Genomic DNA, 26694 nt, shown 5'->3' with positions numbered 1-26694 from the left:
ATTATTGCACAAAAAAAGATTTTGATGTAATAATTATATTGACAAAACGCTATGTTATAATTATAGTATTAATAAGACGACTTAATACATATTAAATATGAGGAGACGATATGGGAGATAAACCAAGAATATTGGGAATCGGAATCGCGACGATGGATATCTACTGCCATCAGAGAAGGATGTATCCGGGCGGAAATGAATACAATATTGCCTATAATGCTGGTCTTCTGGGAGCAGACGCCGGTTTCATGGGTGTATTTGCAGATGATATGGCCGGTAGTATACTGGAGCAGACCTTGCTGGATGCCGGTATCGATACGAGTCATTCCCACCATGAAAAAGGATCCAGCGGATATGCGCTCGTAGATCTGAAGGACGGTGACCGCGTATTTCTCGACTGGAATAAGAAAGGGGTGACAGACCTGTATCCCTTTACCTTTACGGAGGAAGAGATCACATATATCAAGACTTACGATATTGCCTGCATCAGCTGGGGAGCCAGGGTAGATAAGTCCAGAATGAAAAAGCTGGCAGGAGCAGGCGTACCGATCTGTTACGACTTTTATGATAATTTTACAGCGGAAGATATAGACAGTATTTCTCCATATATAAAATTCGCGTTTTTCTCATGCAGTCATATGAGTGAAGAAGAAACAAAAAATATATTAGCAGCATGTGTCCGGCTTGGCGTCCGCATCGCGGTAGGGACAAGAGGAGGGGAGCCTGCCATTGCCTGTGATGGATCCAGATTCTATACGCAGGAGGTGTTTAGGGTCAAGGCTAAGGATACTATGGGCGCAGGAGATTCTTATATTAGTGCGTTTTTGACGAATTATTTATCGGCAGAGGCTGACGAGTCTTTCACTGCTGAGGATAAGATAACTGCTTCATTAAAAAAAGCGGCAGAATTTGCCGCTGCAGTGGTAGTAAAAGACGGTTCATTAGGTGTGGGTTATGACGTCGACCCGAATGATCTGTCGAAAATCATTAATCTTTAACAGGTTAAAAGGAAAGGAAGAAAAAGAAGATGAAGAGAAGGATTTTAGCAGTAGTTATGATGATGGCTGTGACAGTTTCCCTGATCGCCGGGTGCGGCGGTAAAGACAAAGATGCAGGGGACGGTAAGATCAAGCTGACGTTCCTGGACAAGCATCCGGAAGATGAATATAAGGGATATTTTGAACAGGCAGTCGCTGATTTTGAAGAGGCCCACCCGGATGTTGACATTGAATATGAGAATATCAGCGATCAGGCAATTAAAGAGAAGTTAAGCGTGCTGGCGGCAGGAGGAGATCTGCCGGATATCTTCTTTGCCTGGGGCGGAGAATGTCTGAACCGTTTTTCACGCGCGGGAAGGACTTTAGACCTGACGCCGTATATGGAGGAAGATCCCAAGTGGAGAGACAGTTTTCTTCCGTCATTTTTAAGCAGCAGTGTATACGAAGATAAAAACTATGCGGTTCCATATAGAAGCTCTGTGCTGTACATGCTTTATAATAAGAAAGTGTTTGCGGATAATAATCTGGAAGTACCGGAAACATGGGATGAATTTATTAATGTATGCGACACATTAAAGGGAAAAGATATCACTCCGATCGCATTTGGCAACTCTGACAAATGGTATACCATGTGGTATGTGGGCCAGTTTAATGCCAGCTACGTAGATGCCGGGACGAGGACAGACGACTACAATCCTTCATCCGGAGAATTTACAGATCCTGGCTATGTCAAATCCGTACAGACTTTTCTCGATCTGAATGATAATGGGTATCTTGGAACGAATGTCAACTCCAAAGATTATTATCAGGTGCGTGAAGAATTTGCGGCAGGAATGTATGGAATGATCCTTGACGCGACAAGCCAGTTTTCTTTCTATACGGACGCTATGGGCGATGACGGCTATGGATATTTTAAGATTCCAATTCCGACTGATGCGGCAGGTGATGAAGCATCTACGATCGTGACGGGCGGATCTGAGAACTACGCGGTCTCGGCAGACTGCAAGCATCCCGATGAGGCTGTTGAGTTTCTGAAGTTTATGACATCCAAGGAACAGGCGCTGAAGCAGACGAAAGAAACCGGACTTCCGAATGCGCTGATCGGAGGTATCACAGCAGAAAATTCAGATCCTGTGATCGCGGCAGCATATGAGACGGCAGAAGATTATACCGCGATCGCCGAGTGGCTGGATCAATGTGTGGACGGAAATGTGGCAAATACATATATGGCAAGTCTGCAGGAGGGCCTGGACGGCAAGTCTGCACAGGACATTGTAAAGGACGTGCAAAAGGCGGCAAAGGATGCTGCAGATTCCAGTAAATAGCAAGGAGGATGGGGTGTTTTTCACCCCGCCCCTTATCAGAAGAGGAGGATAATGTCGTGAGAAAAAAGAACCAGAAGACTATAGGTCTATATCTTTTTCCGGCGCTTCTCATGGTGATCGTGATCCTGTATCTCCCGATATTCATTAACCTGTATGAGAGCTTTTTCAGCTGGGGCGCTATGAGTACGAGGCATGATTTTGTCGGGCTTGCGAATTACATCAAGATGTTTAAAGATGAAGTATTTTATGTGGCTCTTAAGAACAATTTGATCTTTACGGTGATGTCGGTCATATTCCAGATCGGTATAGCGCTCATTATTGCCAATGTGCTGGAGTGTAAATTCATGAGAAAGACGCAGAATTTCTTCCGGTCCATATATTTCGTCCCATCCCTTTTGATGGTGACGGTTGTGGGGATCGCATTTAAGATGATCGCAAGCCCCTCTATCGGGGTTATAAATCCACTTCTTGAATGGATCGGCATCGATGCGTCCAAGATCGACCTGCTGGGAAATGCGGGGAGCGCCACCTTTGCCATTGCGGCAATGTCCCAGTGGCAGTATGTGGGTTACACGGTGATCCTGTTTATCGTGGCGATACAGAATATACCGGCAGAGTTGTATGAAGCGGCAGATATTGACGGAGCAAATGCAGTAAAGAAGTTCTTCTATATTACTGTTCCGGAGATAAAGGATACAATACTGATCAATACGATCATTACAGTGACAGGATCTATCAGGGAATATGATGAGGTGTTCGTTACGACCAACGGCGGTCCGGGATATGCGTCAGAAACCTTGGCGACATATTTATATAAGGCAGGATTTAGAAATGACCAGATGGGGTATGCATCGGCGCTCGCGTTTTTTATCTTTATTGTAACATTTATCATAGGATTGGCTCAGATGAGAGGATATCGTCTGGACGACCAGCAGTAGGAGGAAGAATCATGAAAAAAACAGTTACACATGCGGCGGCATATATATTTTTCGTCCTATTTGCGATCATTATCATACTCCCTCTTGTCTGGATGATCGTCACAGGTTTTAAAACGAACCAGGAGTTGTTCCTGTCCCCATTTTCTCTGCCCGGGCAGTGGATGTGGGAGAACTACGTGGATGCGTGGAAACAGGGGATCGGCATTTACCTGTCAAACAGCGTGATCATTACGGTGGCAGCTACGGTACTGTCTACGTTCGTCAGTTGTCTGGCGGCATATCCGCTGGCACGCCTCAACTTTAAGGCAAAGAAGCTGTGGATATATATTATTCTGGGAGGATTGATGCTGGCGCCCCAGTCTTCAGTTATCTCGCTGTTTAAGATGGTCAAGATCGCAGGGCTTTATGATACGAGAACAAGTCTGATACTGATCGACGCAGCGTTTAGGATCCCATTTGCAACATTTTTGATCATGACATTTTATAAAAGTATCAGCTACAGTCTGGATGAGTCTGCATACATGGATGGGGCCACCACATGGCAGATTTTCTGCAAGATCATTGCGCCGCTCAGTAAGCCGATCATTGCGTCCTGCGCTATCGTAAGCTTCCGGGCCGTGTGGAACGAGCTGATGTTCGCGAATATAATGCTGCAGAGCACGGCGAAAAAGACAGTTCCGGTGGGACTTATGAACTTTCAGGGTATGACGACGACGAACTGGACTCTGGTGGTCGCAAGTATGGTAATAGCTTCGCTGCCGTTAGTGATAGCCTTTTTACTGCTGCAAAAGCAGTTTGTGCGGGGGTTAACGGCGGGAAGTGTGAAAGGATAGGTGACAGAAGTGAAGCATTTGAAAGAGTCACAGATATTGACATCTAATTATCCTTATTATAAATATTCATTGGATTATTCGTTGAAGTCTCTGCAGAGGATGGGGGCCGGACCGATCGAGTTCTATGCGTGCTATCCTCATTTTCATCTGGATGATGTGAGCTATTGGGATGTAAAGCGGATCACAAAGAAGCTGGCGGACGCCGGACTGAATGTCGTCTGCTTTACTCCGGAACAATGCATGTATCCTGTCAATATTGCAGCTCTGGATGTGAACGCGAGGAAGAGAAGCCTGGATATATTTAAAAAATCGATCCGGTACGGGGCTGAGATGGGGGCGGAATTTGTAGTTACTCTGGCAGGTTACGGGACGCTTGACGAGGAGGAGTCCTGTGCATGGAGAAGATCCGCAGAATCGCTTGGTATACTGGGTGATCTGGCAGAAAGCTGTGGCGTGAAGCTCGTGCTGGAAACCTCGCCAAGAGAATACACGACGACACATAATTCTAAGGATGTTGTCCGGATGATTCATGAAACTGGCTCCTCTGCTGTCAAAGGTATGATAGATACGGCAACACTGGGCTTTTCAGGGGAGACAATGGAACAGGCGGTAGAAGACCTGGAGGGACAATTAGCCCATGTCCATGTGGCAGATGGAATTCCGAACGGTCATCTTGTCTTAGGAGAAGGCCGGCTTGATATACAGCATATGCTCAAGAAGCTGGACGATGCCGCGTACAAGGGCCCGCTGAGCCTGGAGATACTGAATGATAAATATATACGCACGCCTCACGAGGCTATGGAGACATCCTTTAAAAGACTAAAAGAATATATAAATAACTGTTGAGGAGATAAGTTATGGAGATCAGAAAGATTATTGAAACAATTGTAAAAGACAGAGAAGCATGCGGAGGGATCAAAAATGTAGTCTGGCTGGCAGCAGGCGGTTCAAACGGAGGAAATTATCCGGCGCAGTATTTTATGGACCGGGAAGCAAAAGGCATCCGTTCCCAGATGTTTACGAGCAACGAGTTCGTATATGCCCCGCCGAAGTTCGTCGGAGAAAATACGATAGCAGTTGTAACATCGATGAGAGGGACACCGGAGACATGTGTAGCAGCCAAAGTGGCAAAGGAACTTGGTGCCGCGACCATCGGTCTGTATGTGCAGGAGTCGCTGCTGACGGAGACTTGTGATTATAATGTAAAATATGACAGCATCATGTTCGACGAATCGGACCAGAGTAAGACGAACGCCGCGCTGGGGATGCGCATTGCAATGGATATCGTGGATGTAACAGAAGGATATGAACATTATAAAGATGCCATGGCGGCATATGATATCCTTGATAAGGTGTATAATGACGCAAAAGCATACTGTATGCCGCTGGCGGAAAAGTGGGCGGAGCAAAATAAAGAGGAGCATACGATCAGTGTAATGGCCAGCGGGCCGGCGTATGCGGCAGGATATATCTTTTCCATCTGTAATATCATGGAGATGCTGCAGATCCAGTCGCCAACGATAAACTGCTGTGAATTCTTCCACGGGCCTTTTGAGGTACTTGACAAGAATGAGTCATTCTTTCTGCTTGTATCGGAGGGCAGGACGAGAAAGGCAGACGAAAGGGCGGTTAAGTTTTTAAGAGAATATGGCGGGGACAAGATATATATTCTGGACGCAAAAGAATTAGGGATCAACAGATTCAAAGATTCTGTTGCAGAGTATTTCAACCATATGTTATTCTCCCCTATATTGAACAATACATATATGAAGAAACTTTCCGCCGCCACTAAGATCGATTACCTGACACGCCGGTATATGTGGAAAGTACAGTATTAAATATTACAATGAAAGCAAGGACGGGGGCGTACTCATATTGTACGTTCCCCGGCCTGCAGGCAGAGGTGCTTATATTGGGAAATAATATTATCATAAGGATACTGACACGTATATTTGACTTAATGATATTAAATATATTATGGCTAGTGTGTTCTGTTGGGATCATCACGATAGGTGCTTCCACAACAGCCTTGTATTCGGTTATGCTGAAGATCGTCAGAAATGAGGAAGGCTACATAGTCCGGGATTTCTTTAAGGCATTCCGTGAGAACTTCAGACAGAGCACAGTTATATGGATGGTGCTGCTGGCGGTGGGAATGCTGCTCCTGGCAGATACCGCGATATTGCACAGAATGCAGGGAGGCGCGGGCCTTATCGGAACGATGGTATTTTATATCATTGTGTTTTTTTATTTCATGGAAATCATATTTGTATTTCCGTTAATTGCAAAGTTTGAAAATACAACAGGCAGTATGATCAAAAATGCTATACTGATCCCTGCCTCCAGGCTTCCATATGCGGTAATGGTTCTGGTGATGACAGGAGCATGCGTGCTTCTTACTTTTTTAGATCATCGGACAATCATAGCCGGGATAGGCATTTGGAGTGTGATAGGGGCAGCACTTTTGTCTTATGTGAATTGTTTCCTTATCATGAAGATCTTTGAACCATATCTTTAAAAAGAGGGTGTGTTTTATAAAATTGTTATAATTTTATTTATTATAAATACCTAAAATAATAATTCGTGTTGATATATATTTAATCTTATGATAAAATTAAATTGTCAAATAAAAATTTGTGGATTGAAAAAGGTAATTATACTAAATTGTCAAAGATGTAGATGAGGTTTTCCTCATCTGCATTTTATCACACAATGATAAGAGGATGAACATATGGAAGATCCTTATATTGCACATTTCCGCGAAGAGAACGGACAAATTACAGTCCAGTCTGTTTTAGAACATAATTCTAATGTTGCTTTCTTGGCAGAACAAAACAGTTCTATAGAAATATTATCTCCAATTGCCGGATTGATTGGAACGTACCATGACGCCGGCAAATATCTGGATGCTTTTCAACAATATATAGAAAAGAATATCGAAGGCAAAAAGACGCACCGGGGTGAAGTGAATCATTCAACCGCGGGCGGCTGTCTGCTGGAACAGTTTGCGGCTGGAACCATGGAGACACAGATGATGGAATTCCCTGTTTACTGTCATCATGGTCTTTCCGATGCCTTGTCTGGAAACGGAAAGATATTAATAGATGAGCGATTGAGACAAAGAGAAAATGTTCAGTGTGTTTCGGAAAGATTTTATCAATTTCACGATAAACAAGAATTGGAAAATAAGTTTTATGAAAGCAGAAAAAAGATTGGAGAGATATTAACTGCCTTACATAAGTATGCACAATCTTTGACGCAAGGTGAGCGCAGTCTGCAGAAGAATTTTTTTGTCGGGATGTATGAACGGATATTGCTGTCCTTACTGATAGACGCGGACTGGTCAGATACCGCCTGCTTTATGGAGAATAAGAAGATCGAGGAGCGGATACAGAAGAATCATGGCAGAAACCGTATATGGGATGAGTGCAAAAGGTATTTTGACGTTTATATGAGCCGGTTTTCAAAAGATTCCAAACTGAGTGGGATGAGAACAGAGATTTTAAGACAGTGTCTGCTTCAGGGGAAAACGGACGGGACGTTATATCGGCTGACGGTTCCGACAGGTTCGGGTAAGACGTTAAGTTCCCTCGGATTTGCTTTGAATCATGCACGGGTACATCATAAAAAGCATATTATCTACGTTGCGCCATATACGAGTATTTTGGAGCAGAATGCAGAAGAGATAAGAAAAGCGACGGGAAATCCGGAGATCGTGCTGGAGCATCACAGTAATATTTTCTACGAGGGGGAAGAGGAGCAGCGGAGGAAGGAATTGCTGGCGGAAAATTGGAGCAGTCCGATCATTGTCACAACGGCAGTCCAGTTTCTGAACACCCTGTTTTCTTCATCGTCAAAAAATATACGCCGGATGAATAATATCTGTAACAGTGTGATTATTTTTGATGAAATACAGGCGCTGCCGGTAAGAACTATAAAACTGTTTAATCTGGCTGTTAACTTTCTCACCGGCTTTGGAGAGTCTACGGTAGTGCTCTGTTCGGCAACACAGCCGCTTCTGGACAGGATCATGGAGTGCAGCTTAAATCGCCCGCAGAACATGATAGAACCTGATAAGAAGTATGAGGATGCCTTTCAAAGGACGACGATACATGATAAAACAAAGCTTACGAATTTGGGCCTTTCGGCAGAAGAACTGGGGGAGTTTATTTTAGACAGGGCACAGGAGGAAGAGCGGGTATTGGCAATTGTGAACACGAAGAAATGTGCCGAAGCGACATACAAATATTTGAAGAAAAAATGTAAGGATTCAGATTACCTGTTATTCCATCTTAGTACAAATATGTGCCCGCAGAACAGGCAGGATGTATTAAACGAGATAAAGGAGAAGCTGTTTGAGGCAGACAGGAAGATCATCTGCGTCACAACTCAGTTGATCGAGGCAGGGGTGGATATCTCTTTTCGGTGTGTTATCCGTTCCCTTGCCGGATTGGACAGTATCGTACAGGCGGCGGGCAGATGTAACCGCAACAAGGAAGTGGAAAATGGAAATGTATACGTCATTAAGATGTCAAAAGAAGCAGAGAACGTATCGGGGCTGAGGGATATTGTAAAGGCGCAGGAAGCTATGCTAAGCGTACTGTATCAATTTGAAATGCGGCCGTCATCTTTTAATGACCGCCTGGACTCAGGAAAAGCGATCGAGCTCTATTATAGTTTATACATGAGCAGCAGGAAAGAAGAAATGAGCTATTTGGTTTCGGCAGACGGCAGGAGTGATACGCTGTTGAATCTGTTATCCACTAATTCCAAGGTATGGTCTGCCGTAAAAAGAAACAATAAAGACGGACATACTTTTTTAAGACAGGCATTTAAAACAGCGGGCGACCTGTTTGAAGTGATACCTGAGGATGGGAAGGTGGACGTGGTCGTAGAATATGATACGGCCGCAAAAGAGCAGATCAGGATACTCTGCGGTCAATATGTTACGCTGGATGAACAGCAGCAGGCTGTGAGAAAGTTACAGAAGTATACCGTAGGCATTTCGGATCGGATGAGGCAGCAGTTAAGTAATGCAGTCACAACTGTCTGCGATGATAAGAGAAAGATATTGGTTTTAAGTGAGAACTATTACAGCCATGAAACAGGAGTTTCTATAGAGCCGGTAATGGAATTTATCAATTATTAAAGGTGGTGAGAAGGATGAAGTACAGAAATACGGTTGAGTTTCAAGTGGAGGGAGCTTACGCATTATTTGCAGACCCGATAACAAGGGTAGGAGGAGAGAAATGTTCGTATCACATTCCCACGTATGAAGCGCTGAAAGGGATTTTGCACAGTATATACTGGAAACCTACGCTGATCTGGGTCATAGATGCGGTGCGCGTATTAAATCCCATTCAGACTGAGACAAAGGGGAGAAAGCCAATTAATTATAACGGCGGAAATGATTTGTCTTATTACACTTATCTGAAAGAGGTGAAATACCAGGTAAGAGCACATTTTGAGTGGAATGAGAACCGCCCGGAGCTTACAAATGACCGAAATGAACACAAGCATCATAACATTGCAAAGCGGATGATAGAAAGAGGAGGGAGAAGAGATGTTTTCCTGGGCGTCAGGGAGTGCCAGGGGTATGTGTCCACTTGCGTGTTTGGAGAAGGAAAAGGGTATTATGATGATGTGCCGGGGGAAATCGGATATGGATTTATGTATCATGGGATCACTTACGCGGACGAAGCAGTCTGTGAAGAAGATAAAGGAAAGATGACGGCGCGGTTCTGGTATCCAGTAATGAAGCAGGGCGTCATTGAATTTGTAAGGCCGGAAGAATGTGCCGAGAAACGTCATTTAAAAGAAATGGAAATGAAATCTTTCGGTGAAGATATGCATAATTTTACAGGGCTAAAAGAATTTGAAGGAGAGGAGGGAGCATGTGAACTGGACAAATGAGCTGCTTGATCTGTATGAGAAAAATCAGGATATTGCCGGAGAAGTAACATACAAGACGATAAAAGGGAAAAAAGGAGAAGAACATATTCCGCTGATCCTTTTGCCGGTTTTTCATACGACAGTTACGGCACAGATTGAGGTTACGATCGACGAGAGCGGTGAGTTTTTAAGTGCAAAGGCGGTTGATAAGGCGGAGAATCTTACGATGATCCCGGTCACAGAAAAATCGCTGAGCCGTACAGCGGGGACAGAACCCCACCCGCTTTGTGACAACCTGAAATATTTGGCAGGGGATTATATGGTATATTACCGGCAGGGGAAAAAGCAAAAAGACTATTCGGAGAATTATCGGTTATATATGGAGGCGCTTCAGAGATGGCATGAGTCACCTTTTACTCATAAAAAGGTGGATGCTATTTATGCATATGTGTGTAAAGGATGCATGATAAAAGATCTTGCAACGCAGGGAGTTATGGCGCTTGATGATGAAGGAAAGATGACGGGAGATGAAAAAATTCAGAATGTAGCCCAGGCAGACGCCTTTGTGCGTTTCCGTGTAGAAAGCATATTGGATGCCGGCGCAGATATTCTGGCAGATACCAGTGGACAATATTGTGCGGAGTGCTGGCTGGACAAGACTTTGCAGGAAGCTTATATTCAGTATTATACGTCTATGCTTCCGGAAAAAGACTTATGCTATCTGACCGGGAAAAGAGAAGCCATTTCTTATCTGCAGCCTAAAAAAATACGAAATGAGGGTGACGGGGCAAAGCTCATATCAGCAAACGATGAATCAAATTTTACGTTCAGGGGACGTTTTTCTGATAAAACACAGGCGTTTGCGATTGGATACGAAACCTCGCAGAAAATCCACAATGCGCTGAAGTGGATCATCAGAAAGCAAGGGTACAGTTGGGACGGTCTCTATGCCGTGATATGGGAGTCTGGTATGAATCCGCTTCCCACATGGAGCGCTGATACAGATACAATAACAGATGAATATTTTAACCAGAAAGACTGGGATGAAGATGAACTGCCGGAAAGTGAGACGGGAGAAGTCCAGGCGTCCGGTTTTTGCAGTGCAATGAGGGGATACGGGAAGAAGTTTGGTGATACATCCCGGATCGTGTTTCTGGCGTTTGATGCGGCCACGACCGGAAGACTGGCAATGACAGAGTATAAGACCTTTGAGAGCAGCCGTTTCCTGGAGAATCTGACATATTGGTATGAGACTTGCAGGTGGCAGCAGGTAAAATATAAAGAAGGCCATAAGTATGACTACCTGGGGATGGCCGGAGTGAATGAAATTGCAGAAGCACTTTATGGAACGGAGCAGAATGGGAAACTTACATTAAATAATAAAAGAATGTATGCCCAGGTCTGCAAAAGGATTTTGCCGTGTATCTCAGAGCGGAGAAAGATACCGGTTGATATGGTAAGACAGGCGGTTCAAAAGGCGTCTTCTCCGGTTGTTTATGAGAAAAGGTACAACTGGGAAGCGGTGCTTGGGATTGCTTGTGCGATGGTGAAGAAGGAACGAAGGGAGCAGAAAAAGGAGGACTGGAATATGGCTTTGGATAAGGAGTGCAAAAATAGAGATTATCTTTATGGCAGGCTGCTGGCGGTTGCAGACAGGATAGAGCGGAGAACCTTTGACCGGGAGGAGGATGCGGGAAGGGAAACCAATGCGGACAGACTGATGAATGCTTTTTCACAACATCCATATCGGACATGGCAGACGATAGAACAGAGGATACATCCATATTTAAAGAAGCTGGATATCAGAGAAAGAAATTATTACAAAAAGATGCTGGATGAAATCTGTGAGATGTTTAATATAGACAGCTTTGCGGACAATAGCAGGCTGGAAGGTATTTATCTGCTCGGCTATCACAGCCAGTTGAATGAAATGAGATATCAGAAAACGGAAGAGATAAAGGAGGATTAAGATGAGTAGTTTAAAAGGGAAAATTGATTTTGTAGCAGTCGTTTCAGCAACAGATGCCAATCCAAATGGGGATCCGTTAAATGGTAACAGACCAAGGGAAAATTATGATGGCTTTGGCGAAATATCGGATGTCTGTATTAAGAGAAAAATACGCAACCGCTTTCAGGATCTGGGACAAAAAGTATTTGTTCAGTCCGATGAACGCTCCGATGATGGTTTTAAAAGCCTGAAAGAACGTGCAGATGGGTGTGAAGAGTTAGCGAAGGAAATAAAAAATGGAAAAGGCGCTGACAGAGAAGCCTGTGCAGAGATCGCCTGTAAAGAATGGCTGGATGTAAGAGCATTCGGGCAGGTGTTTGCATTTAAGGGAAATGATGTCTCTCTCGGCATCAGGGGCCCTGTTTCCATACATCAGGCAGTCAGCTGTTCTCCGGTAGACATCATCAGCACACAGATCACTAAAAGTGTGAACAGTGAGCCGGGGAAAGGCGGAAAGGCGTCAGATACAATGGGGATGAAGCACCGGATCGGATTCGGGCTGTATTTGATCAAAGGGAGCGTTAATGTACAGCTTGCTGAAAAAACAGGGTTTTCTCAGGAAGATGCAGATATCCTGAAGGAATCTTTAAAAACTTTGTTTGAAAATGATGCGTCGTCGGCCAGACCGGAAGGAAGTATGGAGGTATGTGATCTATATTGGTGGCAGCATGAGGCTAAGACACCGGCTGTGTCCAGCGCGAAGATACATCGTAGTGTCAAAGTAGAAGCATTAAATGAAAGACCGAAATCATATGCAGATTATAAAATCACTCTGGAACCGGCAGAGGGCTGCGTAAAAGCGGAGGAGTATCATTTTGTATAATGAGGAGGAGTATCTTCAATTATCAGGGATCCAGCACTTTGCATTTTGCAGGCGCCAGTGGGCGCTTGCATATATTGAACTGCAATGGTCGGAAAATGTCAGGACGGTAGAAGGGAAACTGCTCCATGAAAAAGCACATGACGTGACGAGTGAAGAGAAACGGGGAGATTTGATCATCAGCCGTGCCATGCCGATACATTCCAGAGAGCTGGGAGTGAGCGGGGAATGTGATATTGTGGAATTTCACCGGAGCGGGACGGGGATTACCCTGTCAGGAAGAGACGGTACATATGAGGCAGTACCTATAGAATATAAAAGGGGAAGTCCCAAACAAAATGATGTTGATATTTTGCAGCTGACTGCACAGGCGATGTGTCTGGAAGAAATGTTGTGCTGCGAGATACCGTATGGATATCTTTATTATGGGGAGACAAGGCACAGGAGCAAGGTTGTATTTGAGGAATCAATCCGCCAAAAGGTCAGAGACTCATTTCGGGAAATGCATCAATATTATGAACGGCGGTATACGCCGAGGGTAAAAAGGACAAGAAGCTGTAATGCGTGTTCTTTAAAAGATTTCTGTCTTCCGGTGCTTGGTGTTGGAAAATCAGCGTCTTCATATATTGATAAAGCGTTATCTCAGGAGGACTAAAGTGAAAAAATTATTGAACACCTTATATGTTACGTCAACAAACCGCTACCTATTTTTAGATGGAGAGAATGTAGTGATCTTAGAGGACCAGGAAGAGATCGGGAGGGTGCCTCTGCATAATCTGGAAGGTATTGTGACATTTGGTTATACAGGCGCCAGTCCCGCGCTTATGGGAGCTTGTGCAGAAAGAAATATTGATCTGTCTTTTATGAGCGGTAATGGCCGTTTCCTGGCGCGTGTGTCCGGAGAAGTCAGAGGAAATGTTACACTTCGGAAAGAGCAGTACCGTATAAGCGAGCAGAAGAAAGAAAGCATAAAGATAGCGCGTAATTTTATAACAGGGAAGGTCTATAATGCAAAATGGGTTCTGGAACGTGCGGCGAGGGATTATCCGCTGCGTCTGGATGTGGACAGAATAAAAGAAAAATCTGCTTTCATGTCCGGAAATCTTCCCAAAATCAGAGAATGTGAAGATGCAGAGAGACTGTTAGGTATTGAAGGTGAGTCAGCATCTCTATATTTCTCTGTGTTTGATGAACTGATATTACAGCAGAAAGACGAGTTTTCCTTTGGGGGCAGAAATAAGAGGCCGCCGCTTGATAATGTTAATGCAATGCTCTCATTTGCTTACACATTACTGACAGGAATGTGTGCATCGGCATTAGAGTCGGTGGGACTGGACCCCTATGTCGGATTTTACCATACGGACCGCCCTGGAAGAGTGTCGCTTGCGCTGGATCTTATGGAAGAGCTTAGGAGTGTAATGGCCGACAGATTTGTTCTCACATTAATTAACAAGAAAATCATAGGTGCCTCCGGCTTTTCCAAAAAAGAAAGCGGGGCAGTGATTATGGATGATGATACCCGCAGGCAGTTTCTGTCCCATTGGCAGGACAAAAAGAAAGAGACAATTACACATCCGTTTTTGGCAGAAAAGATGGAATGGGGATTAGTTCCTTATGTACAGGCAATGTTACTGGCAAGGTATATACGAGGGGACTTAGATGAGTATCCGCCGTTTCTTTGGAAGTAGGTGAAAAGATGCTTGTTTTAATTACATATGACGTGAATACGGAAACAGAAGCTGGAAAGCGGCGATTAAGAAAAGTTGCAAAGCAATGTGTAAATTATGGACAGCGGGTGCAGAATTCCGTATTCGAGTGTAATCTTGATGCGGCGAAATATCGGCAGGTAAAGGCAATTCTTGAGGATATTGTCGATAAAAGTAAAGACAGCCTCCGATTTTATAATCTGGGAGATAAATATAAAAACAAGGTTGAACATATCGGGGCAAAGAAAAGCTTCGATGTGACAGATACTTTGATTTTTTAACTTATCAGGGAGTAAAACTTTTTGACCGCGTATAGGCATAAGTTGTGTGGCTGGCGGCGCAAAATCTGTTGAGAGAGTAACTATGGTGCGAAACGTATGTGAACATAAAAATGCCGGGAGATTCGCACCGAAATGTATTAGATATTTTTGATAAAAAAGTGAAAATGTAATAGAAAATATTATTTTACTACCAAATAGTATGCAATTGTGACAAGTATTCGGATAGTATGTTGAGGAATAATGTGCATAATTGCTGTCTCTACCCATTTGGGTAGAGTGGATTGAAGCAATCATACTGCCTTCATAAATATTGCAGCCTGTGTCTCTACCCATTTGGGTAGAGTGGATTGAAGCACAAGGATTACGACGGAAATAAACCTGTTATAAGTCTCTACCCATTTGGGTAGAGTGGATTGAAGCATAATATCCCTTTCACTTAAATAAATTTTTTCCGTCTCTACCCATTTGGGTAGAGTGGATTGAAGCATCAAAAATTGTGTTCCATTAAAACAAGTCATTGTCTCTACCCATTTGGGTAGAGTGGATTGAAGCCATTCTCAAAATCATCTAAGTCATTAGTTGGAAGTCTCTACCCATTTGGGTAGAGTGGATTGAAGCACCGGATCCACGTCCCATACACTCTCACAGTAGTGTCTCTACCCATTTGGGTAGAGTGGATTGAAGCGCATATTCACCCTGGTTCTTCGCGTAATTCCCTTGGTCTCTACCCATTTGGGTAGAGTGGATTGAAGCTTCTCAGAAGGTAGTGACCCCATTGAATTAACCGGTCTCTACCCATTTGGGTAGAGTGGATTGAAGCATAATAAGCCAGCCTCACCCTCTCTTCACTGGTGTCTCTACCCATTTGGGTAGAGTGGATTGAAGCAACTCATATGCATTGACTGACGCTAACTGTGCTCTTGTCTCTACCCATTTGGGTAGAGTGGATTGAAGCACGAGATATGTAAGCTCAAATATCTGCTTTTCCTCTGTCTCTACCCATTTGGGTAGAGTGGATTGAAGCAACTCCTTCAGACATGGATTCTTTCCAGCGTTCCGTCTCTACCCATTTGGGTAGAGTGGATTGAAGCACAACCGGATTAGGAAAAAAGGAGCATCCGAGACGTCTCTACCCATTTGGGTAGAGTGGATTGAAGCGAAGATACTATGACCGACAGCCCCACCTATGGAGCCGTCTCTACCCATTTGGGTAGAGTGGATTGAAGCATCTGAAAGCATCACGTTACATATCCATAGAGGCTGTCTCTACCCATTTGGGTAGAGTGGATTGAAGCATGACCTTTGTGTTTATCAAACTAGTGAGATATGGTCTCTATCCATCTGGATAAAATGGATAGAAGCGCTCTAGCTAGAGCTGGTTGAGGCTTACCCATTGTCTCTTCCCATTTTTGTATGTGGCATTTTACGGGCCGAAAGGTTCTATCTGACCTGGGGATATACCGATATGGGCAGGGTGATCAATGGGTTAGCCGCTATCGTTCAGTACAACTTCAAACTGGATTTTTTTTCAAATAACCTGTCTCTTTTCTGCGGACGTAAATATAATCGTATAAAAGCATTTGATTGGAAAGGGAATCGTTTTCTTCTGTAGCCGGCTGCTGAAAGAAAAACCGCTGGAACAGAAATCCCCTCATGTTGATGAAACACCTGTCCAGGGTGCTTTTTGAGGAGGGAAGAAGAAAAGCTCCGGTCTGATGAATTATCTTTGGGATGGTAACTGCTCCATTCCAAACAATCTTGCAGAAAACGGTATCCGTCCATTTACCATAGGTCGTAAGAACTGGCAAATCAACCATTCAAAAAATGTGTCGCCCCCATACCTTTCAACAATAACAGAAGGGTATGGGGGTCTATACACCGTCATATTTGACGGTGATCAAATAAGAGTGATATAATTAACTTTAACAATTAATATCCATTTGTATAGCAGCAATTTTACACGGAGGCAAAATTTTAATGTTTAACATAGATAAACCAATAGATTTACAACTAGCAGAGATATTAAGATTGCAAAAGAGGATAAAACTTGATTTTTGAGGAAGGGGAGTAGATGTGAACAGTTTACGTAATATTTTTATTGCAATATCAATAGGCATAGTCGTTGGTATAATATTTGGTGGTTTGAAAGCTATATTTCGCAAGAAAGCGCCTTCACAAAAGCAAGTAGAGTTTATGCGAAGATTACTCAATAAATTTGCAGTTGTATTAAAATACAGCACAATTACGCTGCTTGTGATTGGATTACTTTGGTGTACTTACTTTCTTCTTTTAGGGATCATAGTTCCTGCACAAGCAGAATATGCAGATAACATGTCAGAACTCATAGTTTCCGTTTTAACCGTAATATCTATCATCTTCGCCTTTGTTGAGTTTGTAAGACGAAAAGATGATAAATAACAGCAGGTTAACAGAAAATTTGAAGTTGTGGAGGGGAAAATGGATACACCTAACTTGGAAACGGAGCGATTAATTTTAAGAAAAATTCATCAGGATGATATAAATGAAATTTTTAATTGCTGGATGCAGGATGAAGATGTTTCGAGATATATGTATTGGAAAGCAAGCAACGATATAAGTGACACAAAAAAATTTGTAGAATTTGAATTAGGCAAAATAGCGGATGATAAATGGAATCGATGGATCATCATATTAAAAGAAACATCTAAGATTATAGGTACTTGTCTTATATATTTTAATGAGGATGAAAATAATTGGGATATTTCCTACAATCTCGGTAAAAAGTTCTGGGGTAAAGGGTACATCTCGGAAGCTATGAGTACAGTAATGAAATATGCGAAAGAAGTATTAAAAGTGAAAGAATGTATTGCCATTCATGCAACAGAAAATCTTGCTTCGGGACGAATTATTAAAAATCTTGGATTTGTCTATGTGAAGGATGTCCCATATGAATGTAGTGGTGGAGATATAATTACTACTGGAAGATTTTATAAATGTGTATTTTGACAATTTGAAGTTGCAGAGGTATATTTTTAATGAAAAAATGTAGATATTGTGGCAAAAAACTAAATATTCATATTGAATTTTGTTGTAACGAATGTGAAAACAATTTTAGACAGTTAGTTGAGAAAGATAACCGCAAAATTAAATATTTTATTTTAGAAATTATTGTTGCATTTTTAGTTATGCTTTATGGCATTTTATCAAACAGTGACTTCATAACAGGAACTGGAATTATACTAATGGGTATAGTTGTTGTTTTATTGCCGTTTACAACTCCCGATACGATTGCTTTTTTTGGATACCGAAAGTCAAAATTTATAGGGAGAATACTGGGTATGTTACTTATAGTAGTTGGAATATGGGCAGGCTTTAGTTGATGACAACTTCCAGCTTGCATTTGAAGTTGTTTACGAGGAGGTATTAGAATGTTTGCATTTTTACTTGTCTGTTCACTATTAGTTCCAATTTCTATGATTGTATTAGGTAAACGGTGGGAGAAAAAACCACCGGCAGACAGGAACGGACTGTCAGGATACCGAAGCACTATGTCAAGATTAAATCAAGATACGTGGTCTTATGCTCATAAACTTTGGGGGAAAATAAATTTTACCACAGGTATTGCATTGGCAGTGCTTTCATTTGCGTTTATTGTATATATTAAAGACTGGTCAGATTTTGAGACATGGATAGTTTATTTGGTTTTTATCCAGATAGCAATCATGGCACTTACGATTATACCAACAGAAATTAAACTGAATAAAACATTTACTAAGAAAGGGGGGCGAAAACAGAACGGCTGAAGAGATTAAACTATTAAATGTGACAGAAAAGTTAAGATATTGGAAAGAAAGTGAAAAAACCTTTTATGAACGATACTTTTAGGCTTGTAATGCAGGTGTTCTGATGGGGATGGACGCAGACGCACAGGCAAAGGCTACAAGACAAAGAAAAAAGAGATGATACAGACAAGAGAGAGAAAAAGTGGAAGAAGCTTATAGCAAAGCTTTTCCACTTTTTCTTTGTTATACGTAAAATACATGCGGCCAGATAAGGCGCGGCGCTTTAGCGCTTACATTCCATAGATGCAGGAGCCGCCGTCTATATTGATATTCTGTCCGGACACCCATCCGCTTGTCTCAGACATAAGCCATGCCACTACCGGCGGTATGTCCGTCTCCGGCAGTCCGACACGGCGCAGAGAATTGCAGGAAGAACAACGTATTACCCAGTCTCTGTACTCCGGCGGGGTGTTGTTGAGCACGGTGTCTGTGACCGCCGCGGGACCTACTGTATTTACACGGATCCCGTATTGTCCCAGTTCCCTCGCCGCAACCATTGCCAGCCCTCTGATCGCGCCTTTATCCGCATCATAAGAAGCCATCCCGTCCATTCCGAGCTGGTAATTGCCGGAAGCATAGTTGATGATCGATGCCTTCTTTCCTTTCATATAAGGTACGCACAGCTTCATCAGCCTCCAATGGGCCATACATCCCACAAATATATCTTTTTTCAGTATATCATCCGGCTGTTCGTCAAGTGGCATAAGAAGAGCTTCTTTATTAGCGTTGTTGACTAGAAAGTCTATAGTTCCAAAACGCTCCACCGTTTTATCCACATAATTCTTTAACTGATCATAATTACTGATATCACATGGCACTTCCATGATCTCACCGTCCGCGCCTGTCTCCTTGCACAGCTCCACAACCTCGAGCAATTTTTCTTCCCGCCTTGCGCAAATAGAAACCTTCATTCCAAGCTTATAAAAATAAATAGCCTGCTGGCGGCCCAGTCCCATACTGGCGCCAGTGAGCAGAACAACCTTTCCCTTTAAATCTTCAAACATATTCTTAACCTCCTTACTTGATCGATCGGACTTCGGGCAGCAGACAACTGTCAGATAAAAAGGATACACCGGCCGCCGTCCACCGTGATATTCTGTCCGGTGATCCACTGTGAATCATCAGAGATGAGAAACGCGGCCGCAGCTCCTACACTCTTTGGATTTCCTTCTATTCCCGCCGCTGTAGCGAAATGAGTTTCCCTTGTCTGAACCCAGTCATTAAACTCTTCAGGTACATTTTCATAAAATGTCTTTCTGAGGTCCGGAGCTATTGTATTGACCCGTATATTATGTCTTCCCCAGTCTCTGGCCGCGGCCATGGACAGTGAACGGATCCCGCCCTTGTCGGCATTGGATGACGCTTCACCGTAGATCGCTTCTGCATAGGTCGCCGAAAGTATGTTGACAATGGCCCCGCCCTTTTCTTTCATATATGGAAAACAGAGCCTCATAGAATCCCAGACAGCGAATAAACCTGAGGAAAAAGCATTCAGCAGATCCTCCTCTGTTTGTTCCAGAAACGGTGCATTAGAATATTTATAAGCCGCGTTATTGATCAATGCGTCGATCCTGCCGAAGTGCTCTGCCGCCGTGCTTACAAAATTACGAAGCTGCTCTCTGTCCGATACGTCACAGACTACCGGAACCGCTTCACTGCCCGCATCTGTGCACATTTTTGCAGTCTCTTCCAGCTGATCCCGTGTACGGGCGCAGATTGCCAGCTTTGCTCCTTCCGACGCCAGATATACCGCCATTTCTCTTCCCAGCCCTTTACTGGCACCTGTCAGAAGTACAACTTTATTGTCTAATTTCTTTTCCATATCGTTCCCTCCTGTACGAACAACTTGACACACTATGTACTTGTTATATTATAATTATAAATAGAATAACTTTGCATGTATACCATCAGATATCAGAATTATGTATGATTTAAGACAAAAGAAAACTCAATTGTTGGAATTGATAGAAAATTATCGGTAAATGGAGATTAAAAATGAAAGATGATAAGAGAAAGAGATTATCCGTCGAACTTCTAAAGCAAGCCCTGATCGAACTGCTTCAGAAAAAAGACATGGACAGGATCAGCATTAAAGAGCTGTGTGAGACAGCGGGGATCAACCGCAGCACCTTCTATACATATTATGACACCCAGCATGAACTTCTGGAAGAAATTGAAGATGATATTCTGAAGGAATTGATCGTACGTTTCCAGAATCTAAGCCCTGAGACAGGCCTGCAGGAGGTGATTGATTCTGTCCGCACATGCCTCCGCTACGTAGAACGAAATATAGACAGTTTCCGTGCGCTGCTCGGCGAACACGGTGACCGTGCGTTCTCCGAAAAAATGATTGCGGCAAATGAGGCAGTCATCCGGGAATGGAGCAGCTTTGGAAGCGCAGATCCCGACGCAGAAAAAACAGCATATCTCTTTGCGACTTGCGGGGGGACAAGCGTCATCAAAAACTGGATCATGGATGACGACAGAATGTCTGCCGCGCAGCTGTCTAAGCTGCTCGGGACGCTGATCTGTAAAGGATATATGGGTATATTCCTCTCTGATCCGGACAAGAATATGTGAGCCGGCGCATTTTACACTATTTGCCGGAGGAGACAGCGTTATTCTCATTTCTTTTAATAATGTGCTGTATCACTTCTTCTATGAATATGAAGAAGACAATTCTGGACTTCTGATATGGTACAGTAGTGAAAGTCTGGAAAGTATCTGTAAGAAAAAGAACCTGGCAGTCATCAGACAGTGCAGATGTATTGTATTCCTCGATCAGGAGCAATAAATCGCCGCCTTTCTCCCGGGCGATCTTTTTCAGGTTATCAAAAGAAGAGAACCCGCCGGTTGCAGAAAATATGATAAGCAGCGTTTTCTCGTCAATTAATGAGGCGGCGGAAAATTCATCCGTGATGGTTATAACTGTCTTATTAATAAAGAGCCTTAACTTGAATTCCAGATATTGCGCACAAAAAAGAGAAGGACCATAACCAAACAGTAATATCTTGTCGTGCTTATCCAGTAATTCTATAAACTTATCTACCATTGTCAAATCAAAATTATCCAGAAAATCTCTGATTCTGTCAAATTCATTTGAGGCCGGTTTCTCCGGGATATATTCGTCATTTATAAAGTTGACATATTGCTTATAATTGTTAAATCCCAGCTTTTTAACGGTTTTAGATATTTTTGAGGTGGAACATCCGCAAAGCTCAGCTGCGTTGATGATACGCAGTTTTTTATTCTTTTTACACTCTAAGTTAAGAGTTTCTAATATTCTTTTTTCAAATTCATTTAGATTATCCGTATTAAAATATTGCATTTTGACTCTCCTGATATCTTAACTATATCTTACTTTTTTCTGCCTGTCAATGAAAAGGAAAATTTTCCATATAAAACAATAAATATCAAATAAAGCGAAAAATTTTCCAAAAAATTATTGACAAGGAGATTCAGGAAATGTATAGTAAAAAATAGATTAAGAAACAAATTATACTGCGTTTAGCCGGCTAAAGTATAATTGTGGAACAATTGCAAACTATTTAATGATAATTCAAGGAGGGCTTTATGACTAAAACTGAACTACTGGAAGGACTTCGCGGCATTCTGGAGGAAGATCAGATCAACTTAGATGAAGAGGCGCTGTATGACGCTGCCGCAGACAGGTATAAAAAATATGCAAAGGCAAAAAAAGTGCTGGATGTTCCGATTCCGATGGCAATTGTCTATCCTGATACAACGGATGAAGTGAAAAAGATACTGCAGTTCTGTAATAACAATGGAGTAAATGTGATTCCAAGGAGCGGGAAGACAGCAACAGAGGGTGGCCTGGAAAACTGGAAAGAATGTACCGTTGTTGTGGATGCAAACAGAATGAAAAAAATCATAAAGATCGATACATACAATATGCAGGCAACTGTTCAGGCAGGAGTACAGCTCCAGACTCTCGAGGATGAATTAAGAAAGCTGGGATATACGACCGGCCATTCCCCGCAGTCAAAACCGGTTGCGGAGTTTGGAGGGCTTGTGGCTACCAGAAGTATTGGCCAGTTTTCCACGCTTTACGGCGGGATCGAGGATATGGTGGCTGGCCTGGAATGTGTCTTTCCTGACGGGCACATCAGCAGGATCAAGAATGTTTCCAGGCGGGCAGGAGGACCGGATATCCGGCACATTGTAATCGGAAATGAAGGAACTCTCTGTTATATCACAGAAGTTACTGTGAAAATCTTCAAGTTTTATCCGGAAAATAATAAATTTTATGGATATCTGGTAAAGGATATCGATACCGGGATCAAAGTTTTAAGAGAAGTAGTTGTGAATGGGTTTAAGCCGTCAGTGGCCAGAGTCTATTCAGAAGAAGATGCAAGGCAGCATTTTTATCATTTCCATAAAGGGAAATGTGTACTCCTTTTCATGGCAGAGGGACCGGCCGGTATTGTTGAGGCCACGGGGGCTGAAATTGAAAAGGCAGTTGAAAAGTACCAGTCCGGAATCATTGAGCCGGTAGATGCATCGCTGATAGAGGAATGGTTCAATCATTTGAATTGGTCACAGCAGGATCTGGACGACGAGCGCCAGAGTATGATCGACAACGACCGGCATGATGGGTTCACCACAGAAGTTTCGGCTGATTGGGAAACAATACCGAAGATTTACTATAACGTTATCGAACGTATTAAGAAAGAATTTCCGCGGGTAGATGACCTTACTATGTTGGGCGGTCATTCATCACATAGTTATATCAATGGTACTAACATGTATTTTGTCTATAACTATAATATCAACTGCAATCCGGAAGATGAGATGCGGATATATCACCACCCTCTGCAGAGGATCATCGTTGAGGAAACGCTCAAAGAAGGCGGTTCTATGTGCCATCACCACGGTATCGGAAAATACCGGAATGAATGGACAAAGGAGGAACATGGCTCTGCTTACTATATGCTTGAAAAGTTAAAGGAAGCATTTGATCCGAATGGAATTATGAATTTTGGAACTATTTTCCCACAAGAAGAAGGGAAAAAATATCAATAATTTTACATATGCGGGGTATGGGAATGAAAAAAGAAAAAATGGATCGTTACTTACAGTTTATGCTGATGGTCTTGGCGGCAGGAGCTGTTTATCCAATGCTCTATTTGAGAACGAACTATCAGGAAACGATGCTGGAAGTATTCAATATGACGCTTCCGCAGCTGAACACTGTGATGTCAGCGCTTGGCATAGCGTTCACCATTGGATATCTTCCAAGCGGGATCATCGCAGATAAATTCTCGGCAAAAAAATTGGTTTTAGTGTCCCTGTTCGGGATTGCTGTGGGCGGATTTTGGTTTGCTCAGATCCCCAGCTATACCAGTGTTATTATCATCTATGCGATCTGGGGATTTTCAGCGGTGCTGACTTTCTGGAGTGCACATATGAAGGTTGTAAAGATGTTGGCAAGCAAAGGAGAGGAAGGCAGATTTTTCGGTATTCTCGATGGCGGCCGGGGTGTTGTAGAAGCAATACTTGCCAGTGTTGCAGTATTTATTTTTGCAAGGATTCTGGGAAGCGCAACTGCCATCGCAGATAAGCGCAGTGCTATGGTGGCGGTCATTTACCTTTATAGCATCGTTGCGTTGGTAATAGGAATACTTGTAGCGGTCTTTGTAAAGGAAAACACTTCTGCAGATAACGAAGTAAAGGAAGCAGCAGAAAACGAAAAATTCCGGTTCAGTGATCTGGGGACATTATTTAAGAACAAATCTATTTTTATAATGGCAGGAATCATCTTTATGTCATATGCCGTTACCTATACTGTGTACTATTTCAGCGGTTTTCTGCAGACAAATGTTGGAGTGGGTCCGGTAGCTGTCAGTACGATCGCGACAGTATTGCTTTGGATGAGACCGATCGGCGGTATCATCGGCGGATTTATCGCTGATAAGTTTGGGAAGGCAAAAACCGTGCTTCTGACACTGCTATGTGCGTCAGCGCTGCTCGTTGTGATCTCTGTCATACCATATACATCCGGACAGACAGTCTTTTGCGCCCTGATCTTTATATTAGGATTCTTCATTTATGCTGTGCGGGGAACATACTGGTCATTGTTAGGAGACTGTGGCGTGGAGACAAAAATAACCGGTACTGCCATTGGATTTTCTTCATTAATAGGATATCTGCCGGAAATATTTGTGCCGATGATCAGCAGTTTCATGTTTACAGCATATGGGGACAAAGGCGGTTACAGCGGATTTTTTATCAGTATTGCGATCGCCGGCGCAGTCGGTGCAGTATTGTTGGTATTATTCATGAAGGTGACAGGCAAAAAGAAATAATTGGTTGGTGATACAAGTGAGAGTTATTTGTTTAGTTAAATTCGTTCCGGATGTAGAGGCGTTCCAATACGACTCTGAAAAGAAACAGCTGATCCGGGAAAACGTAAAAACCATAATAAATCCGGATGATGCAAGCGCCCTGGCGGCTACACTGCGGTTAAAAAAACAGTATGGCCTTTCTGTTGAACTGGTCACTATGGGACCTGTATCAGTTAAGCCTAAGCTCAGAGACTATATCAGGATCGGAGCCGATAAGGCGGTGCTGATCTCCGATGCGGCGTACTCTGGCAGCGATACCTATGCTACAAGCCTGATTCTTGGAGATTATCTGCGGCAGGCCAAAGCGGACATCATTTTGACAGGAACGCATACGATCGATGGCGATACAGCCCATGTACCGGCGCAAATAGCTGAAAGAATCGATTACAGCTTTCTCTCCGGAATTACAAAGCTAGAAGAACAGTGCATGAAAGATCATACAATCTTATGCAGTGTGGAATCAGATGAATGTATCTTACATTACTCACTTGAATTACCGGCTCTTCTGGCTGTCAGCAGAGAGAGCAGATATTCTCCCCCGTATGTCAGTTATGCTGACTTAGACCGGTATGTAGACGATAAAATAGAGGTAGTCACGAATGCAGGGCTGAACATACATGAGGAGAGAATCGGGCTCAAAGGTTCCAGGACCCGCGTTGTTGATACCTATACAAAAGCATTGGAAACAAGACAGCGGACCATTGTCAGTACCGATGACGAAGGAATTGAATATGTTTATCAGTTTTTAAAAGAAAAGGGGTTTGTCGATGAAGAATAAAATAATGATTTATCTTGATCAGGAATATCCGAATGAATCGGCACAACTTCTGGAAATTATTGAAAAAGCATATAACAAAAACGAGATGATCACATATGCGGCCGGGTGGGTGGAAGAAAAGCAGGTGCCGTGCTGGTTTGACCATTTACTGCTGCTGCCGCCGGATGAAAGAAGCCGGTACGATGCCCGCTGGATGGCTTCTGTCTTGGAACAGATGTGCCGTGAGCATGAGTTCTGCTGTGTGATCATTCCGTCTACCTGGACAGGAAGAATGCTGGCGCCGCTGCTTGCGGTCAAACTTGAGTCCGGACTCACTGCCGACATTACGGATATTGAGACTTTGGATGATAAATTACTGATGATCCGGCCGGCTTTCAGCGGGAAGGTAATGGCGAAGATCACAAGTAAGGATTCACAAGTGATCATGATGAGTGCAAGGCTCGGCGCTTTTTCGTACACCGGACTGCAGCAGAAAAAAATGCAGACAGAGCCTTATCTTTTTCAGGAACCGATCCGGTCGGGAATCAGACAGCTGGGGAGAGAAGACAAGAAACAGACGGCAGATATCAGAGAAGCGGAAGTCCTTATTTCAGGAGGCGGAGGCGTGGGCAGGAGATTTGACCAGCTGTACCCTCTGTCAAAACGTCTGAACGCAATGGTGTCCGCCAGCAGAAAGAGTGTGGACAGCGGTATGGCGTCACGGAGCATACAAGTCGGACAGTCAGGTAAGATCGTCAGTCCGCAGCTGTATATTGCACTTGGTATTTATGGTTCCATGCAGCACATTGAAGGGCTGAAAGATATACCATATATCATTTCTGTAAATATAAACAAAAATGCTCCTATATGCAGTCTGTCAGATATTGTGGTAGAAGGAGACGCGATAGAATTTGTAACAAAGCTATTGGAACGTATAAAAAAGGAATAAA

At 43.1% G+C, this 26694-nt stretch carries 27 protein-coding genes, 1 pseudogene and 1 CRISPR repeat array; of the genes and pseudogenes, 25 read left to right on the top strand and 3 right to left on the bottom strand.

The window, feature by feature from the left end:
* Positions 1–110: 110 nt before the first annotated feature.
* The 20 genes and pseudogenes from LAJLEIBI_RS12400 (at position 111) to LAJLEIBI_RS12305 (ending at position 18583) form a co-directional block, all read left to right on the top strand.
* A complete protein-coding gene (locus tag LAJLEIBI_RS12400; protein ID WP_006442429.1) occupies positions 111–998 on the top strand; it encodes a PfkB family carbohydrate kinase in 888 nt (295 codons plus the stop codon).
* 29 nt (positions 999–1027) lie between these two features.
* On the top strand, positions 1028–2323 hold the full coding sequence (locus tag LAJLEIBI_RS12395) for an ABC transporter substrate-binding protein (RefSeq protein WP_149301922.1): 1296 nt from the start codon (positions 1028–1030) through the stop codon (positions 2321–2323).
* 56 nt (positions 2324–2379) lie between these two features.
* On the top strand, positions 2380–3261 hold the full coding sequence (locus tag LAJLEIBI_RS12390; protein WP_040434819.1) for a carbohydrate ABC transporter permease: 882 nt from the start codon (positions 2380–2382) through the stop codon (positions 3259–3261).
* An 11-nt stretch (positions 3262–3272) separates the two neighbouring features.
* Positions 3273–4094: a carbohydrate ABC transporter permease gene (locus LAJLEIBI_RS12385; RefSeq protein WP_006442425.1), complete on the top strand. Its 822-nt coding sequence runs from the start codon at positions 3273–3275 to the stop codon at positions 4092–4094.
* Complete coding sequence (locus tag LAJLEIBI_RS12380; RefSeq protein WP_006442424.1) at positions 4095–4940, top strand: sugar phosphate isomerase/epimerase family protein; 846 nt, start codon at positions 4095–4097, stop codon at positions 4938–4940.
* 11 nt (positions 4941–4951) lie between these two features.
* Positions 4952–5932 carry a hypothetical protein gene (locus LAJLEIBI_RS12375; RefSeq protein WP_006442423.1) on the top strand — a complete coding sequence of 327 codons (981 nt, stop codon included), beginning with the start codon at positions 4952–4954 and terminating at the stop codon, positions 5930–5932.
* A gap of 8 nt (positions 5933–5940) precedes the next feature.
* Complete coding sequence (locus LAJLEIBI_RS12370) at positions 5941–6612, top strand: YesL family protein (protein WP_006442422.1); 672 nt, start codon at positions 5941–5943, stop codon at positions 6610–6612.
* A gap of 213 nt (positions 6613–6825) precedes the next feature.
* On the top strand, positions 6826–9243 hold the full coding sequence (locus LAJLEIBI_RS12365; RefSeq protein ID WP_006442421.1) for a CRISPR-associated helicase/endonuclease Cas3: 2418 nt from the start codon (positions 6826–6828) through the stop codon (positions 9241–9243).
* A gap of 14 nt (positions 9244–9257) precedes the next feature.
* A complete protein-coding gene (cas5c, locus tag LAJLEIBI_RS12360; protein WP_006442420.1) occupies positions 9258–10007 on the top strand; it encodes a type I-C CRISPR-associated protein Cas5c in 750 nt (249 codons plus the stop codon).
* Entirely contained in the window at positions 9991–11955 is a 1965-nt protein-coding gene (cas8c, locus tag LAJLEIBI_RS12355; protein ID WP_006442419.1) for a type I-C CRISPR-associated protein Cas8c/Csd1, read from the top strand. The genes cas5c and cas8c overlap by 17 nt, the downstream gene beginning before the upstream one ends.
* Position 11956: 1 nt before the next feature.
* Positions 11957–12817, top strand: a complete 861-nt coding sequence (cas7c, locus tag LAJLEIBI_RS12350) for a type I-C CRISPR-associated protein Cas7/Csd2 (protein WP_006442418.1) — start codon at positions 11957–11959, stop codon at positions 12815–12817.
* Positions 12807–13469 carry a CRISPR-associated protein Cas4 gene (gene cas4, locus LAJLEIBI_RS12345; RefSeq protein WP_334291267.1) on the top strand — a complete coding sequence of 221 codons (663 nt, stop codon included), beginning with the start codon at positions 12807–12809 and terminating at the stop codon, positions 13467–13469. The genes cas7c and cas4 overlap by 11 nt, the downstream gene beginning before the upstream one ends.
* Position 13470: 1 nt before the next feature.
* Entirely contained in the window at positions 13471–14502 is a 1032-nt protein-coding gene (gene cas1c, locus LAJLEIBI_RS12340; protein WP_006442416.1) for a type I-C CRISPR-associated endonuclease Cas1c, read from the top strand.
* Positions 14503–14510: 8 nt separating this feature from the next.
* Complete coding sequence (gene cas2, locus LAJLEIBI_RS12335; RefSeq protein WP_040435412.1) at positions 14511–14801, top strand: CRISPR-associated endonuclease Cas2; 291 nt, start codon at positions 14511–14513, stop codon at positions 14799–14801.
* 255 nt (positions 14802–15056) lie between these two features.
* Positions 15057–16163: direct repeats of the CRISPR family, unit length 33 nt; unit sequence GTCTCTACCCATTTGGGTAGAGTGGATTGAAGC.
* A gap of 31 nt (positions 16164–16194) precedes the next feature.
* Positions 16195–16413: an IS66 family insertion sequence element accessory protein TnpB gene (tnpB, locus tag LAJLEIBI_RS19795; RefSeq protein WP_416390384.1), complete on the top strand. Its 219-nt coding sequence runs from the start codon at positions 16195–16197 to the stop codon at positions 16411–16413.
* 97 nt (positions 16414–16510) lie between these two features.
* Positions 16511–16621: pseudogene (locus LAJLEIBI_RS19790) on the top strand (IS66 family transposase); the annotation flags it as partial.
* A 253-nt stretch (positions 16622–16874) separates the two neighbouring features.
* Entirely contained in the window at positions 16875–17219 is a 345-nt protein-coding gene (locus tag LAJLEIBI_RS12320) for a hypothetical protein (protein ID WP_006442412.1), read from the top strand.
* 39 nt (positions 17220–17258) lie between these two features.
* Positions 17259–17786: a GNAT family N-acetyltransferase gene (locus tag LAJLEIBI_RS12315; RefSeq protein WP_006442411.1), complete on the top strand. Its 528-nt coding sequence runs from the start codon at positions 17259–17261 to the stop codon at positions 17784–17786.
* A 29-nt stretch (positions 17787–17815) separates the two neighbouring features.
* Positions 17816–18160, top strand: coding sequence for a hypothetical protein (locus tag LAJLEIBI_RS12310; RefSeq protein ID WP_006442410.1), 345 nt, complete (start codon positions 17816–17818; stop codon positions 18158–18160).
* Between the two features lie 48 nt (positions 18161–18208).
* Entirely contained in the window at positions 18209–18583 is a 375-nt protein-coding gene (locus LAJLEIBI_RS12305; RefSeq protein ID WP_242654902.1) for an SdpI family protein, read from the top strand.
* A gap of 269 nt (positions 18584–18852) precedes the next feature.
* Here the strand turns inward: LAJLEIBI_RS12305 and LAJLEIBI_RS12300 are convergent, their stop codons facing one another.
* A complete protein-coding gene (locus LAJLEIBI_RS12300; RefSeq protein ID WP_006442408.1) occupies positions 18853–19626 on the bottom strand; it encodes an SDR family NAD(P)-dependent oxidoreductase in 774 nt (257 codons plus the stop codon).
* A 50-nt stretch (positions 19627–19676) separates the two neighbouring features.
* On the bottom strand, positions 19677–20444 hold the full coding sequence (locus LAJLEIBI_RS12295; protein WP_006442407.1) for an SDR family NAD(P)-dependent oxidoreductase: 768 nt from the start codon (positions 20442–20444) through the stop codon (positions 19677–19679).
* Positions 20445–20617: 173 nt separating this feature from the next.
* On the opposite strand from LAJLEIBI_RS12295, the gene LAJLEIBI_RS12290 reads away from it, so the two are divergent.
* A complete protein-coding gene (locus LAJLEIBI_RS12290) occupies positions 20618–21202 on the top strand; it encodes a TetR/AcrR family transcriptional regulator (protein ID WP_006442406.1) in 585 nt (194 codons plus the stop codon).
* Between the two features lie 16 nt (positions 21203–21218).
* Here LAJLEIBI_RS12290 and LAJLEIBI_RS12285 read toward each other — a convergent pair whose 3' ends face one another.
* On the bottom strand, positions 21219–21950 hold the full coding sequence (locus LAJLEIBI_RS12285; RefSeq protein ID WP_006442405.1) for a MurR/RpiR family transcriptional regulator: 732 nt from the start codon (positions 21948–21950) through the stop codon (positions 21219–21221).
* A 245-nt stretch (positions 21951–22195) separates the two neighbouring features.
* Between LAJLEIBI_RS12285 and LAJLEIBI_RS12280 the strand changes: the two genes are divergently transcribed.
* The 4 genes from LAJLEIBI_RS12280 to LAJLEIBI_RS12265 are packed head-to-tail and all read left to right on the top strand — an operon-like array spanning position 22196 to position 26693.
* Positions 22196–23665: an FAD-binding oxidoreductase gene (locus LAJLEIBI_RS12280; protein WP_006442403.1), complete on the top strand. Its 1470-nt coding sequence runs from the start codon at positions 22196–22198 to the stop codon at positions 23663–23665.
* A 38-nt stretch (positions 23666–23703) separates the two neighbouring features.
* Entirely contained in the window at positions 23704–24948 is a 1245-nt protein-coding gene (locus tag LAJLEIBI_RS12275; RefSeq protein WP_243132947.1) for an MFS transporter, read from the top strand.
* Between the two features lie 16 nt (positions 24949–24964).
* Entirely contained in the window at positions 24965–25765 is an 801-nt protein-coding gene (locus LAJLEIBI_RS12270; RefSeq protein ID WP_040435410.1) for an electron transfer flavoprotein subunit beta/FixA family protein, read from the top strand.
* Positions 25755–26693, top strand: coding sequence for an electron transfer flavoprotein subunit alpha/FixB family protein (locus LAJLEIBI_RS12265; protein WP_006442400.1), 939 nt, complete (start codon positions 25755–25757; stop codon positions 26691–26693). Before LAJLEIBI_RS12270 ends, LAJLEIBI_RS12265 begins: the two co-directional genes overlap by 11 nt.
* Position 26694 lies beyond the last annotated feature (1 nt).

Origin of the sequence: [Clostridium] hylemonae DSM 15053 (genome assembly GCF_008281175.1) — a bacterium.
GTDB lineage: Bacteria > Bacillota > Clostridia > Lachnospirales > Lachnospiraceae > Extibacter > Extibacter hylemonae.
Note: the sequence above shows the minus strand (reverse complement) of the source record. Positions and strands in the feature narration are given on the sequence as shown.

Bases quoted from the DNA above. Each gene is read 5' to 3' on its own strand.
- LAJLEIBI_RS12385 (WP_006442425.1), top strand. From the start codon at position 3,273: ATGAAAAAAACAGTTACACATGCGGCGGCATATATATTTTTCGTCCTA.
- LAJLEIBI_RS12280 (WP_006442403.1), top strand. From the start codon at position 22,196: ATGACTAAAACTGAACTACTGGAAGGACTTCGCGGCATTCTGGAGGAA.
- LAJLEIBI_RS12370 (WP_006442422.1), top strand. From the start codon at position 5,941: ATGAAAGCAAGGACGGGGGCGTACTCATATTGTACGTTCCCCGGCCTG.
- LAJLEIBI_RS12285 (WP_006442405.1), bottom strand. From the start codon at position 21,950: ATGCAATATTTTAATACGGATAATCTAAATGAATTTGAAAAAAGAATA.
- LAJLEIBI_RS12400 (WP_006442429.1), top strand. From the start codon at position 111: ATGGGAGATAAACCAAGAATATTGGGAATCGGAATCGCGACGATGGAT.
- LAJLEIBI_RS12305 (WP_242654902.1), top strand. From the start codon at position 18,209: ATGTTTGCATTTTTACTTGTCTGTTCACTATTAGTTCCAATTTCTATG.
- cas7c (WP_006442418.1), top strand. From the start codon at position 11,957: ATGAGTAGTTTAAAAGGGAAAATTGATTTTGTAGCAGTCGTTTCAGCA.
- LAJLEIBI_RS12375 (WP_006442423.1), top strand. From the start codon at position 4,952: ATGGAGATCAGAAAGATTATTGAAACAATTGTAAAAGACAGAGAAGCA.
- LAJLEIBI_RS12295 (WP_006442407.1), bottom strand. From the start codon at position 20,444: ATGGAAAAGAAATTAGACAATAAAGTTGTACTTCTGACAGGTGCCAGT.
- cas2 (WP_040435412.1), top strand. From the start codon at position 14,511: ATGCTTGTTTTAATTACATATGACGTGAATACGGAAACAGAAGCTGGA.
- cas5c (WP_006442420.1), top strand. From the start codon at position 9,258: ATGAAGTACAGAAATACGGTTGAGTTTCAAGTGGAGGGAGCTTACGCA.
- LAJLEIBI_RS12275 (WP_243132947.1), top strand. From the start codon at position 23,704: ATGGATCGTTACTTACAGTTTATGCTGATGGTCTTGGCGGCAGGAGCT.
- LAJLEIBI_RS12265 (WP_006442400.1), top strand. From the start codon at position 25,755: ATGAAGAATAAAATAATGATTTATCTTGATCAGGAATATCCGAATGAA.
- LAJLEIBI_RS12290 (WP_006442406.1), top strand. From the start codon at position 20,618: ATGAAAGATGATAAGAGAAAGAGATTATCCGTCGAACTTCTAAAGCAA.
- LAJLEIBI_RS12395 (WP_149301922.1), top strand. From the start codon at position 1,028: ATGAAGAGAAGGATTTTAGCAGTAGTTATGATGATGGCTGTGACAGTT.
- LAJLEIBI_RS12300 (WP_006442408.1), bottom strand. From the start codon at position 19,626: ATGTTTGAAGATTTAAAGGGAAAGGTTGTTCTGCTCACTGGCGCCAGT.
- LAJLEIBI_RS12315 (WP_006442411.1), top strand. From the start codon at position 17,259: ATGGATACACCTAACTTGGAAACGGAGCGATTAATTTTAAGAAAAATT.
- LAJLEIBI_RS12310 (WP_006442410.1), top strand. From the start codon at position 17,816: ATGAAAAAATGTAGATATTGTGGCAAAAAACTAAATATTCATATTGAA.
- LAJLEIBI_RS12365 (WP_006442421.1), top strand. From the start codon at position 6,826: ATGGAAGATCCTTATATTGCACATTTCCGCGAAGAGAACGGACAAATT.